This is a genomic window from Bacillus sp. F2HM (genome assembly GCF_019266135.1).
Classification (GTDB): domain Bacteria; phylum Bacillota; class Bacilli; order Bacillales; family Bacillaceae; genus Bacillus; species Bacillus safensis.
The window spans coordinates 45,911-59,539 of record NZ_LRMO01000006.1 but is presented as its reverse complement, the minus strand read 5'-3'; the positions used below and the strand labels follow the sequence as shown (position 1 = coordinate 59,539).

General features: G+C 43.3%; 11 protein-coding genes. 6 read left to right on the top strand and 5 right to left on the bottom strand.

Translation table 11 applies throughout. From position 1 onward, the window contains the following. Positions 1-283 precede the first annotated feature (283 nt). Entirely contained in the window at positions 284-976 is a 693-nt protein-coding gene (locus AWT60_RS04375) for a response regulator transcription factor (protein WP_218676945.1), read from the top strand. Beyond that, entirely contained in the window at positions 966-2,393 is a 1,428-nt protein-coding gene (locus AWT60_RS04370) for a sensor histidine kinase (protein WP_218676944.1), read from the top strand. The genes AWT60_RS04375 and AWT60_RS04370 overlap by 11 nt, the downstream gene beginning before the upstream one ends. A gap of 38 nt (positions 2,394-2,431) precedes the next feature. Here the strand turns inward: AWT60_RS04370 and AWT60_RS04365 are convergent, their stop codons facing one another. The 4 genes from AWT60_RS04365 to AWT60_RS04350 all read right to left on the bottom strand — a co-directional run bounded on the left by AWT60_RS04365 (position 2,432) and on the right by AWT60_RS04350 (position 7,312). Continuing rightward, entirely contained in the window at positions 2,432-3,277 is an 846-nt protein-coding gene (locus tag AWT60_RS04365) for a GAF domain-containing protein (protein WP_218676943.1), read from the bottom strand. A gap of 164 nt (positions 3,278-3,441) precedes the next feature. Beyond that, the gene (locus AWT60_RS04360) at positions 3,442-4,818 is read right to left on the bottom strand and encodes an aspartate kinase (RefSeq protein WP_024427311.1); all 1,377 of its coding nucleotides are present in this window, start codon (positions 4,816-4,818) and stop codon (positions 3,442-3,444) included. Positions 4,819-4,992: 174 nt separating this feature from the next. After that, positions 4,993-6,429, bottom strand: coding sequence for an MDR family MFS transporter (locus AWT60_RS04355; protein WP_024425533.1), 1,437 nt, complete (start codon positions 6,427-6,429; stop codon positions 4,993-4,995). 16 nt (positions 6,430-6,445) lie between these two features. Next, the gene (locus AWT60_RS04350; RefSeq protein ID WP_076840730.1) at positions 6,446-7,312 is read right to left on the bottom strand and encodes a TetR/AcrR family transcriptional regulator; all 867 of its coding nucleotides are present in this window, start codon (positions 7,310-7,312) and stop codon (positions 6,446-6,448) included. A gap of 322 nt (positions 7,313-7,634) precedes the next feature. On the opposite strand from AWT60_RS04350, the gene AWT60_RS04345 reads away from it, so the two are divergent. Beyond that, positions 7,635-7,946: an ArsR/SmtB family transcription factor gene (locus AWT60_RS04345; protein WP_076840808.1), complete on the top strand. Its 312-nt coding sequence runs from the start codon at positions 7,635-7,637 to the stop codon at positions 7,944-7,946. A gap of 31 nt (positions 7,947-7,977) precedes the next feature. Here AWT60_RS04345 and gabR read toward each other — a convergent pair whose 3' ends face one another. After that, a complete protein-coding gene (gene gabR / locus AWT60_RS04340; protein WP_218676942.1) occupies positions 7,978-9,402 on the bottom strand; it encodes a MocR-like transcriptional regulator GabR in 1,425 nt (474 codons plus the stop codon). Between the two features lie 109 nt (positions 9,403-9,511). Between gabR and gabT the strand changes: the two genes are divergently transcribed. From gabT to AWT60_RS04325, 3 genes are read left to right on the top strand one after another with little or no spacing between them, the layout of a single operon-like run. Next, complete coding sequence (gabT, locus tag AWT60_RS04335; protein ID WP_041106539.1) at positions 9,512-10,828, top strand: 4-aminobutyrate--2-oxoglutarate transaminase; 1,317 nt, start codon at positions 9,512-9,514, stop codon at positions 10,826-10,828. A 21-nt stretch (positions 10,829-10,849) separates the two neighbouring features. Continuing rightward, positions 10,850-12,238: an APC family permease gene (locus tag AWT60_RS04330; RefSeq protein ID WP_076840733.1), complete on the top strand. Its 1,389-nt coding sequence runs from the start codon at positions 10,850-10,852 to the stop codon at positions 12,236-12,238. Then, the gene (locus AWT60_RS04325) at positions 12,213-13,607 is read left to right on the top strand and encodes an NAD-dependent succinate-semialdehyde dehydrogenase (protein ID WP_218676941.1); all 1,395 of its coding nucleotides are present in this window, start codon (positions 12,213-12,215) and stop codon (positions 13,605-13,607) included. Before AWT60_RS04330 ends, AWT60_RS04325 begins: the two co-directional genes overlap by 26 nt. Positions 13,608-13,629 lie beyond the last annotated feature (22 nt).

The window sequence follows — 13,629 nt, the reverse complement described above, 5'->3', positions numbered from 1 at the left end:
AGGATGCGTGACACATGAGTTTAAAAACCATAAATGACACTGTCCTTCTCTTGATATTTTGTAACGTCATGTTGAATCATATCTTCAACTAACATCTTACCATCTTCTGCAATGCCATCATATAAAAAACCTCATGTGATTCACCGCAGTATTAGTTCTTTCAAAAAGTATGAATAAAAGATGACCAAACGATGATAAGTTCATAAAAACAGTGGAATCCAATTGAGATTTGAAAGGGAACATGTAAAATAAAGAAAAACAATGGTAGCAGCGGAGGCTGATCATGAAAATATTAATGATTGAAGATAATCAGAGCGTTTGTACAATGACGGAAATGTTTTTTCAACGAGAGGGATTTCAAGCGGAATTCGTTCATGATGGATTAGAAGGATTGAATCGTTTTAAGCAAGAGGAGAATTGGGATCTACTCATTTTAGATGTCATGCTTCCTTCGATGGATGGTCTGACCATTTGTCAAAAGGTGCGCCAGATCAGTGACATTCCGATTATCATGCTGACAGCCAAGGAAACCGAATCTGATCAGGTACTTGGTTTTGATCTTGGGGCAGATGATTATGTGACCAAGCCCTTTAGTCCACTAACCTTGATGGCAAGAATTAAAGCGGTGAAACGACGCTTTGCTCATACAAAGACTCAAGAAAAGGTGAATGAGGGCGAACGGCTGGAGACAGCACATTTTCAGTTGGATAAGAAAACGAGGGAAGTTTTCCTGGATGGAGAGCGAATAGAGAACCTCACACCGAAAGAATACGATCTGCTGTGCTTTTTTATTCAGCATCCTCGGCAAGTATTTTCACGAGAACAATTGCTTGAGCAAATTTGGGGATACCAATTTTATGGAGATGAACGAACGGTAGATGTTCATATTAAACGGCTGCGCCAAAAAATTGGGGACGGGCCTAAGCCCTTCTTGTATACAGTATGGGGCGTAGGGTATAAGTTCGATGAAGATTAAATATTTTTATCAGCTGCTGATCAGCCACCTTGGGTTATTGCTCATCGCCATTGTCATTATCAGCACCCTTTTATCTCATTTTGTGAAAGATATTGCCTATCAAAACAGAGTGAATGAAATGAGCTCCTATGGGAATGAAATCTTGCAAGATTATAAACGACTCCCTAAAAGCGAGATGACCTTTCGTCTGCGGCCATTTGAAGATATTCTTTCGACGAGGCAAATTCGTTTTTTCGTGTTTGATGAAAAAGGAGATATTCTGTCTCAGCAGCAAGTGATGCCGCCGCATGAAGTATTATTGACAAAGGATTTATGGGCCAAACTCTCAAAAGGAGAGCAAATCATTGTGAAGCGAAGTGATTCACGCCGCCTTGATCAAGAGGCATCACTTGTGGCGCTCCCTGTCATGGAGGATGGAAAGCTAAAGGGCGGAGTTGTCCTTATTGCCCCGATTCAAGGCGCTGAACAGCTCATCGCCCAAATGAATCGTTATCTGTATATCATCGTATTTGTGGCGCTGACGATCACCTTTATTCTCAGCCTGTTCCTGTCTAAATTTCATGTGAACCGTATCAAAAAGCTGAGAGAGGCGACTGAAAAGATTGCGCAAGGTGATTACAACATCAAGCTTGAAAACAAACACCTTGATGAAATTGGCACACTTGGTGAGGATTTTAATATGATGGCCAAGCGTCTTCAGCAATCAAGAGAGGAAATTGATCGGCTCGAAAAGCGCAGACGCCAATTCATCGCAGATGTGTCTCACGAATTGAAAACACCGCTGACCACCATTCGAGGACTGGTGGAATGGCTGAACACTGCGGATGTGTCAGCAGAAGAGAAAGAGAAATGCTATGCCTTAATCACTGACGAGACAAAACGTATGCTGCGCCTCGTCAATGAAAATATGGATTATGAGAAAATTAGATCGAATCAAATTACCCTTCAGAAATTTCATTATCCACTCATTGACACATTTGAAGTGATGAAAGAGCAGCTGAGCCGAATCGCCGAAGAGAAAAACAATCAGCTGATCGTGGACGTTGATCCCGAGCTAAAGGTTTATGCAGATTATGACAGGCTCATTCAAATACTTGTCAATATCACAAAGAACGCGATTCAATTCACAGAAGACGGCCGTATTTACTTAAGAGGAAAACAAGAAAATCAAGAGACGATCATCGAAGTGGAAGACACAGGAATTGGCATTGCGCCAGACGAAGTCAAACACATATGGGAACGTTTTTATAAAGCGGATATCTCAAGAACGAATACACCGTATGGAGAATACGGATTGGGCTTGTCTATCGTGAAGCAGCTTGTGGACCTGCATGAAGGGCATATTGATATGAAAAGTGAAAAAAACAATGGAACGACATTTACCATACGACTGCCGTTTCCAGAAGAAAAGGGCTAAAATGAAGTTCATTTTAGCCCTTTTTGGTGAATCACCACTTATTCATTTTTGGTAAACGTCAACCCAATATGAGCAAGTGCCTGCGGCAAGTCTTTCCGGATAGTGATGTCTTTAAACGATATATTGGAATGAATCGCACTTAAAGCAAGGTCTTGCTTAATACCTGTTAAAACTGCCGAAATCCCTAAAAGTCTCAGCGTTTGTGCGTAGCTGACCAAATATTGAATGCTTTGTTCATTCAGGCTTTTTGTTCCCGATACATCAATGACCAAATGAGAGAGCGACAGCCTGTAGCTTTCCTGTAAAATGGTTTCCAAAATATGCTGAGCACGTGTCTCTTCGATGTCACCAAGCAGAGGAAGCACAGCGACACCGTCAACAACTGGTACGATCGGTACAGACAATTGCCGAATTTGCCGGTTGGCACGGTCTAGTTCGAGGACATAGCTTAATAATGAAGCCATCGTTTCAAACATATATACATGCTCTTCTGTGAACTGCTTCGGCCTCAAATCAAGTCCGCAAATCGTTCCGTAGTTCGTCCCATCTGTGAAATTAATGGGAACTCCAATAAACGAGCCGCCTTGAAGATTTTTCGTAACCTCTAAGTATTTAAAACGGTCATCCTTCGAAATGTCAGGAATCACAAGTGTATCCCGATGATCGACCACAAGCTTGCAAAATGTCTTTTCGTAAGGAAGTTCTTCTCCTTCTTCAAGAAGCTGCTCGTCATGATTTAGCACCTTTACAATTTGATTGGTGTTTTGATCATTTTTAGCAATAAACAGTGTATTCACATCAATGAATTGACTCATCATGTTTAAAATACTAGTAGAAGCATCATGAAAATTGCGAAACTGTTTTAATAGTTGTTGAAGAGGCATTGTTTTAGGACTCCTTGTAGCTCCGATCATAGGCCGGAACGGATAGTTGATTTGTCTCTATCATACAAAATCAAACAAGAAATAGATACACTTTAATGCGCAAAAACACTCTGATCGTCGAGATGAAAAAAGACTGCCGATCCAAAGATCTGGCAGCCTTCTGATTAAAGAGAGACAGGGACAGTAGACATAGAGAAAAATTCCTCATACAAGGCTTGAACAGCTTCTTTTTCTTGAGCCGCTTTGACGCCAAACATCATGCTGACCTCTGAAGAGCCTTGATTGATCATTTCAATATTGACCTTCGCTTTTGACAGCGCCTTTGCCGCTCTTGCTGTTGTACCAACATTATGACGCATCGCTTCTCCTACAACCATAATCAGCGAAAGATTTCGCTCTAAAATGACCTCATCTGCATCAAGCACGAGCTTCAAGCGGTCTAGCAGCTCCTCTTCAATATGCTGCTCCTCCAGCTGATCCTGCCGTAAAATAATGGTCATATCATCAATGCCAGAAGGAACATGCTCATACGTAAGCCCATACTCTTCTAGTGTTTGCAGCACCTTTCGTCCAAAACCGACTTCTCTGTTCATCAAATATTTACTAATGTAAATACTGCAAAATCCATTGTCTGAGGCGATTCCAACAACAGGTCCATTTGTATGGTCCCGCTGATTTACGATTTTTGTCCCTTTTGCCGACGGGTTGTTGGTGTTTTTAATCTGAACCGGAATGCCTGCACGGAAGGCAGGAATAAGTGCTTCATCATGGAACACAGAAAAACCAGCATAGGACAGCTCGCGCATTTCCCGGTATGTCAGCTCTGTAATCTCTTTTGGTTCATGAACGATCGTTGGATTGACGGCATAGACAGCATCGACATCTGTAAAGTTTTCATATACATCTGCCTTCAAACCGTTCGCCAAAATGGAGCCGGTAATATCGGAGCCGCTTCGCGAAAAGGTGACGATGTCTCCCGCGAGACTAAAGCCAAAAAAGCCAGGGAATATAATAATGCCAGAGCGCTCTCTTAATTTGTACAAATGATCATAAGACTCCGGCAGAACTTGCGCTTGGCCAGGCTCATCGCTCACAAACAAACCAGCTTCCTTTGGATTCACATAATGAGCTTCCACACCTTGGTGGCGGAAATAGGCGGCAATGAGCTTAGCGTTATTGTCTTCACCGCTTGCTTTAATGGCATCAAGATAGCACTCAGGGCGGGATGAATCAGCCTGTAATAATGTGTCTAGATCTTGCCTGATGGTATCGATAATGTCTTGACCTAATTCGAGTTCATCCGCTATTGAGGCATACCTCTCGATGACTGCTTCCTTTAAATCATGTGCTTCGCCTAAACGTAAATATTGTTCACCGCAGCTAATTAATAAATCGGTGACCTTTGTATCCGTTGAATGCCGTTTTCCTGGTGCGGAAACAACGACTGCTTTTCGAGCTGGATCTGCTGTTACAATGTCAAATACCTTTTGCAGCTGCTTGCCAGAGGCAAGTGAACTGCCACCAAATTTAACGACCTTCAATGCATACATCTCCTATAGTAAAAATTTTCTCACAAATTGAATAGTTCCTATTATCAACTCTTTTCCTTAAATTATCAAGGTTTTTCTTCACTAGAAATACAAATGTTTTTATAGAGAGGACAATATTGTGTGAGTATATGAAAAAAGAGCCGGCCATATGCCGAGCTCTTTTTCTTATGAAGAAGACGAGGAGGAAGATAGCTCCTGCTTCATTACTTTATTCTCACGTTTTTTTTCCTTTAAGAAAAAGGAGAGGACGAGTCCAATGACCGCAATCAGACCAGAAATGAAGAATGACGTATTCATTCCATGAACGGCCGATTTTAATGGATTGGCTAATTCTGCATTTGCAGCAGAGCTGCTCATGATGGAAACAAGCACAGCCGTTCCAATGGAACCGCCTATTTGTCTCATCGTGTTATTCATCGCTGTCCCATGAGGGATCAAATGAGGCGGTAAAGAGTTAATACCTGCGGTTGTCAGCGGCATCATGATCATCCCAACCCCAATTAACCGAAGCGTGTAGGCGACCGTAATGAGGGCGATCGATGAATCAAGAGTGAGCAGCATAAATGGCAGGGTGGTAACGGTGAGTATCGTAAATCCGCCTAATGCCAGCCCTTTTCCGCCGACTTTATCAAAAATCCGTCCAATAATCGGTGACAGGAGTCCCATGAAGAGAGCACCTGGCAATAAGATAAGCCCTGTATCAAGTGCAGACAGCCCTCTGACATTCTGCGTATAAAGCGGCAGAATCGTCTCTGTCCCAATTAATAAAGCAAAGACAAGCATCCCGAGGAAGGTTGTTAAGCTAAAGATCGCAAATTTAAATACGCCAAACTCAAGCATCGGTCTTGTTAAGTTCGACTGGCGCAGGATAAAGAAGAACAAGCTCACGGCGCCGACAATCAGCGAAATGAGAACAGTCGCACTCGTCCATCCATACGTGCCGACACTAGAAAATCCGTAAAGCAGCCCGCCGAAACCGAACGACGACAAGATGACAGATAAGACATCAATACGTGTTTCTCTTTGCTGCGTCACATTTTTCATTAAGAAGAAAGCAAGAATGAGATCAATGATACCGATTGGCAGAACAATATAGAACAAGAACTTCCAGCTGAAGGAATCAACAATCCAGCCGCCAAGTGTTGGCCCAAGCGCAGGTGCGAACGAGATGACAAGTCCGACCATGCCCATTGCCTGCCCGCGTTTTTCTTTCGGGAAAATGGTTAAAAAGATCGTTTGCATCAGCGGCATTAAAATCCCTGCACCGGCTGCCTGTACGATACGCGCTGCAAGTAACACCGGGAAATTCGTTGCAAATGAAGCAAGAATTGTACCGGCTGTAAAGATGCTAAGTGCCGTTAAAACTAAAGAACGGCTTGAAAATTTCTCAATGAGGAAAGCCGTAATGGGGATGAGAATCCCGTTTGTCAGCATAAAGGCTGTTGTAAGCCACTGTCCTTTGCTGACCTCAATATTGAAATCTTCCATGATATGCGGGATCGCTGGAATGAGAAGCGTTTGGTTTAAAATCGCAACGAATGCCCCAACGAGGAAAATCCCAACAATCACAGATCGATTATACGATGTAGTTGATTGGTTCATGTTATCCCTTCTTTATCTATAAAATGATGCTTTTCAGCTGTGACACGTTTTGTGATAAAACGCTGTTTTTGCCTAAATAATCGAGCAGTGAGCTGACCAAAAAGGTTCTCGGTTCATCCTTTGATAATTCTTGATTGAGCAGCTCATACGCAGAGAGGAGATCGTCTTTTTCTTCTCCGTTTGACAGTGCGTGAAGCTCTTGTTTGATCTTCGTTAAGTACGAGATGACAAGTTTTTCTTCATCATATCCGTCCTGTGAGGAAAACAAATAAGAGTCCATGAGCTGATCTGTTAACACAGGCTCAATTGAGCAAGGCTTTTTCGATACACGGTCCATCACACCGATGATCATCTCGGCAGCATTTTCTAATTTGATGTTCTTGTGCTCAATCGCCAGCATTAAGATGAATTCTCTCATTAATCCATTGAGAACAATCACGAGATCCCAGACATAAGGAGCGACAGATTCACCATATGTGCTCAAAATTATGTCTCTGTGCCGCTGCATGATAATGGAGCGTGTCTCGCGTAAGTGTTTAATGACAATAGGCGAATGCTGAGAAAAAGCTTCAAAAGACAGCATGTTCAAAAATTTATGATTCTCTTTAAACTCTTCAAGCTCAAGCTTGATCTTCTTTGTGAATTTTTCCTTTTTGGACAGCGTCGTTTCTGAATGAATGATGCGGGAAATCTCTCTCATTTTGCGCTGATTGTATTTAATCAGTTCTAGTAGAAGAGCTTCCTTTGAATCAAACAGTTTATAAATAGACGCTTTTGATATTTTACAGGCATCGGCAATTGACTGCATGGAGACACTCATATAGCCTTTTTGAGAAAATAATTTCTTTGAAACCCGCAAAATCTCTTCTTGCTTTTCGTTCATCTTCAATAAGTCCCTTCCGAATCGGCAAAACCATATGGTCACAATGGAAACCGAGTGGTCACTTTGGCTATCATAACAAAACCAATGACCCATGACAAGAAAATGAACTTAAAAAAATACCCGTCTGTGACAAGTATTTTATCCTTCCGCATGTGCGGTATATATATTTTTGTTTTGCCGTGAAGTTCGGCGATCAAAATGGGTTCCTTCAGACAGTCTCATGAATAATGGACGGACGTTTGTGAAGTCATATCGTTACTTGACTAGTCAGCTCCAGGTGAATGAGATTGTATGTAAGCACAAAATACGATACATTTATCGTATGACGAATCCAAACCATCCAAACAAAGAAGATATGAGACTGATTTCTGTGCTGCACGCATTGGCTGATCCAATCCGGTTAGAAATTGTCCGCTGCTTAGCGGAAGCGGGGGAGAGGACATGCGGCACGTATGAGATGAATATTGCCAAATCCACGCTTTCCCATCACTTTAAAGTGCTGAGGGAGGCAGGCGTCGTGAAAGTGAGAATTGACGGGAAGCACCGTTACTATTCTTTAAGAAAAGAAGACATCGAGACCGCTTTTCCTGGACTCGTGTCATCGATTCTAGCTATAGATAAAAAGCGGTGGTAAGCCAGCTGTCTGTGAAGAGCAGCTGGCTGTTTTATTTCCCCAAAATGGCGTCATACAGCCGTTTCACTGCCGGCTGAATATCCTCTTGCTTCATATGTGAGAAGCCGAGGACGAGCGGAACAAAGCCTGGCTGATGCCCCGGCAATTGCTCATCTAGGGTAAAACGATCCATTCCGTACATTTTCAGCCTTCTTTCTTTTGCTCGCTGTAAAATCTCATGCTGCGTTCGATTTGAGCGGAACTCTGCAATAAAATGAAGACCGGCATTTTCTCCAATAATCCGCACATTGTCAGCAAAAATCGTATTGAGCTCTTCAATGAGCTGCTTCCGTTTTTCCTCATATAAACCATTCATTCTTTTAATATGCCGTTGATACGCCCCATCTTTTATAAAATGAAGAAGGGTGTATTGTGTAAAAAGATTAGCTGTTTGAATGAAAAAATGCTGTTCCTCCTTATAGCGTCTCAATAAATGCTGAGGCAGCACCATATAGCTTAGCCGCAAGCCGGGCAGCAATGATTTTGAAAAGGTGCCCATATAAATGACTTTGTCATATCGGTCAAGACTTTGCAGCGCCGGAATGCTGTCTGTGCCATATTTAAATTCACTGTCATAATCATCCTCAATGATATAACGGTCTGGCTGATCAGCTGCCCAGTTTAACAGTTGAATACGCCGGGAAATCGGCATAATCACCCCTGTTGGAAATTGATGTGAAGGGGTAATGATCAACACATTTGGCTGTTTCTTATGAATATCGCTCATCCGCACACCTTTTTGGTCAATGCCAATCGTTTCAATTTGGTGATGATTGTTTTTCAGCATTTGATAGAGCCGGCGGTAGCCAGGGTTTTCTAACCCATATATTTGATCGGCCGGAAGAATGCTTGATAACGAATGAATCAGTGACTGTGTGCCTGCACTTAAAATGAGCTGTTCCGGATAGCATTTGACCCCTCGTGCAAGTCCGATCAATCGGGCAATCGTTTCCCGCAGTTCATACACACCTTGTGGATGCGGAAGCTCACCAAAGGCTTCTTGGTGGAGATGGATCGCCTTTTGTTCACTTTTCAGCCAGCTTTTAAATGGAAAGTTCGCTGTATCGACGGAGATATGTGAAAAGGAATACCAGTCGTCTCGTGCAATCGGTTCTTCCTTTAAATCTACAGGAAGAGAAGAGGGTTTCAGCTGACCAGATTCATGAAATGTTTCTAGTGATTCCACGAAAAAACCTTTGCGTTCAACCGAATATAAATATCCCTCAGCAAGCAGCTGCTGATAGGCGCCATTCACTGAATTAACGCTGACGTTTAAGGTATCGGCTAACTCTCGTTTGGACGGTAATTGATCATGCGGCTGCAGGTTGCGGTTTAAGATTTCTTCTTTAATTTTCGTATAAATTTGATGATAAATATATCCGTTTTGCCCTGTTTGATCTAGTTGAATTGTCAGCATCTCACCATTCCATCCTCTCTGGTACCATGAAAAAAATGATATTGGTACTTTCTATCATACCAAAAAATATTCAGAATAATAAAAAAGGATATAAAGGGGATGGATGACAATGAGTCAAACGACAACAAACCGTTTTTCAACCGAAGAATGGCAGGGGAAAAGAGATCAATACGTCGCAAGAGGCGTGAGTAATGGCAACCGTCATCTTGCAGCGAAGGGGAAAGGAGCCGAGCTGTTCGATATTGATGGGAAACGATTTATTGATTTTGCAGGCGCCATTGGCACATTAAACGTAGGACATTCACATCCAAAGGTCGTGGAAGCGGTCAAAGCACAGGCGGATAGCCTGATTCACCCAGGATTCAACGTGATGATGTACGAATCGTATATCGAATTGGCAGAGAAGCTGTGCCATCTCACACCAGGGGATCATGATAAGAAAGCCATTTTTCTTAATTCAGGTGCAGAAGCTGTTGAAAATGCGGTGAAAATTGCACGTAAATATACGAAAAGACAGGCCGTTGTGTCGTTTACAAGAGGTTTTCACGGCAGAACGAATATGACAATGAGCATGACAAGCAAGGTCAAGCCATATAAATTTGGGTTCGGGCCTTTCGCATCTGAGGTGTACCAAGCACCGTACCCTTATTACTATCAAAAACCTGAAGGATTAAGCGATGCTGCTTACGACGAGTACATCATTGATCAATTCAATCAATTCTTCGTCGCAGCCGTTGCACCAGAAACCGTTGCTTGTGTGGTCATGGAACCAGTCCAAGGGGAGGGCGGGTTCATTGTACCATCGAAGCGTTTCGTTCATCATGTCGCTTCCTTCTGTCAGCAGCACGGGATTGTTTTTGTTGCAGATGAGATCCAAACCGGTTTTGCGAGAACAGGGAAATACTTTGCGATTGAGCACTTTGATGTGGTGCCGGACTTAATCACTGTGTCAAAATCTCTTGCAGCTGGCTTACCGCTCAGCGGTGTCGTTGGCAGAAAAGAACTGCTTGATGCGGCAGATCCAGGGGAGCTCGGGGGAACATATGCAGGAAGTCCGTTAGGCTGTGTGGCAGCACTGGCTGTTCTTGATATCATTGAAACAGAACAACTGAATCAACGATCTGAGCACATTGGACAAGTCATTGAGGACAAAGCAAATGAATGGAGAAAGGCGTATCCATTCATTGGGGAAGTCCGCCGGTTAGGGGCAATGGCGGCGATTGAAATTGTGGAAGATCAAACAACGCGTACACCAGATAAAAAAACAGCCGCAGCGATTGCAGCATATGCAAACGAGCACGGACTGCTCTTATTAACGGCAGGGATTAATGGGAATATCATTCGCTTCTTAACACCACTCGTCATCACAGATGAGCTGCTTCACGAAGGACTAGGGATCATCGAGGACGCCTTCAAAGCACGCTAAACAACAAAGGGGGATGGTTGTATGCAAAATCAACAAATGGCAAAAACCATGTCGCAGTCTGACGTACTGTTTTTGTCCATTGGTGCAATGCTTGGCTGGGGCTGGGTTGTACTTTCGGGAGATTGGATTTTAACAGCTGGATTTTTAGGCAGTGTGATTGCTTTCGTTATAGGCGGTATTCTCGTCATCTTTATTGGACTTACGTATGCCGAGCTTTCATCTGCAATTCCAGAGACAGGCGGAGGGCTCGTCTTTGTCCAGCGGGCATTTGGGATGAAAGCAGCGTTCGTCTCAGCGTGGGGCGTATTATTTGGTTATGTGTCTGTGATTACGTTTGAAGCTGTCGCCTTGCCGACCGTCATTGATTATGTGATTCCAACACAGCATGTTGGTTTCTTATGGAATATAGGGGGATGGGACGTTTATTTCACATGGGTATTGATTGGATCTGGCGGTGCATTGTTTTTAACAGCGCTGAATTACATTGGAGCGAAGCCTGCTGCCATTTTTCAGTCCGTGTTCACAGTGGCGATTATTCTGACAGGTTTTCTCCTTTTAGGCGGCGCAACATTCAATGGAGATTTTGCAAACCTTGAGCCGATGTTTCAAGGCGGGGTTGGCGGTCTTATGGCGGTGTTAGTCATGATTCCCTTTTTATTCGTTGGGTTTGATGTCATTCCGCAAGTGGCGGCGGAGATTAACGCACCAAAAAAAATCATCGGGAGAATCTTGATTATCTCCATCGTGAGCGCGGTCATTTTTTATCTACTTATTGTCTTTGGGGTAGCAGCTGGGCTGTCAAAAGGACAGCTTGAAGCCTCTTCATTAGCGACAGCAGATGCGATGGTACAGCTTCTCGGTCATCAAGCATTTGGAACAGTGCTGGTTATTGGCGGTGTAGCAGGGATTGTGACGAGCTGGAATGCTTTTATTATCGGTGCAAGCCGTATTCTATATGCTATGGCGGAAAGAGGTATGATTTCCAAATGGTTTGCGTATATTCATCCAAAGTATAAAACACCGACAAATGCCATTTTATTTCTTGGAGCTTTAGCTTTTTTCGCTCCATTATTAGGGCGTCCTGCCCTCGTATGGATTGTCAATGCGGGCGGTGTCGGAATCATCGTCGGGTACTTAATCGTGTCCATTGCCTTTATGAGACTTCGCAAAACAGAACCTGAGCTGGAGCGTCCATACAGCATTAAATATTGGCGGACGACAGGTGTTTTAGCCATCGGATTGAGTCTTCTTTTCCTTTCATTTTACTTTCCAGGAATGCCGGCTTCCTTATCGTGGCCAGCTGAATGGATATTGCTTTTAGGTTGGGTACTCATTGGGTATATACTATATGTAATGAATCCAAGAACGAAGGAGACGGTAGAGCATGACAAACGAACTCAAAGTGTATAATCCTGCAACAGGAGAAGAAATTGCTTCAGTTGCTCAGCATACAGAAGAACAGATCGAAGACGCCATTTCCCGCTCACACAAAGCATTTAAATCATGGGCGAAAACGTCAGCGCATGAACGTGCCAATATCATTCGCAAGTGGTTTGATCTGATGATTGAACATAAAGAAAGACTTGCAAAAATCATCACAGAAGAAAACGGAAAGCCATATCAAGAAGCATTAGGGGAAATCGTCTATGCGGCTGGTTATATTGAATGGTACGCAGAAGAAGCAAAGCGAATCTATGGCAGAACCATCCCGTCACATACGACGAACAAACGCCTTTTCGTCACAAAACAGCCAGTTGGTCCGGTTGCTGCCATTACTCCGTGGAATTTCCCTGCGGCGATGATTACGAGAAAGGCAGCTCCTGCGCTTGCAGCAGGCTGTACGTTTATTGTAAAACCTGCTGAAGACACACCGCTGACAGCCATTGAACTAGTAAAATTAGGTCATGAAGCTGGCATTCCAGAGGATGCACTGCAATGGGTTGTGGGAGATGGCAAAGAAGTGGGTGAAATCTTCACAGATAGTCCATTGATTCGAAAAATCACGTTTACAGGCTCAACGCCCGTCGGAAAGCATTTGATCAAAAACAGTGCCAGCACAGTCAAACATGTATCAATGGAGCTTGGCGGTCATGCTCCGCTCATCGTAGACAAGGATGCGAATCTTGAACTAGCTGTCAAACAGGCAGTGGCATCTAAGTTCCGGAATGCAGGACAAACCTGTGTCTGTGCCAACCGCTTAATTGTGCATGAAGACATTCATGAAGCATTTGCGCAAAGCTTCAGTAAAGAAGTAGAAAAGCTGAAAGTAGGAAATGGCTTTGAAGAAGGCACATCTATTGGACCAATTATCAACAAGCGCGGCTTTGATAAAATTGTCGATCAAATTCAAGATGCAGTGGATAAAGGGGCGAAAGTTCTTGTCGGCGGCGATACGCATTTCGACGATGACAAGTCGTATTATTTTGTCCAGCCAACGGTTCTTACACATGTGGATCCTTCGATGAACATCATGCATGAAGAGACCTTTGGTCCAGTGGCACCAATTACGACATTCAAAACGTTAGACGAGGCAATTGAATTAGCCAACAATACACCTTTTGGCCTTGCAGCTTATTTCTTTACAGAAAATTATCGGAACGGACTCTACATTTCAGAACATCTCGATTATGGGATTATTGGCTGGAATGATGGCGGTCCATCGGCTGTTCAAGCACCTTTTGGCGGTATGAAAGAGAGCGGAATTGGCCGAGAAGGCGGCATCGAAGGGATCGAACCTTATTTAGAAACAAAATATGTATCGATTGGTTTAGACGAATAAACGTGAAAAAGACTGTCAGAGG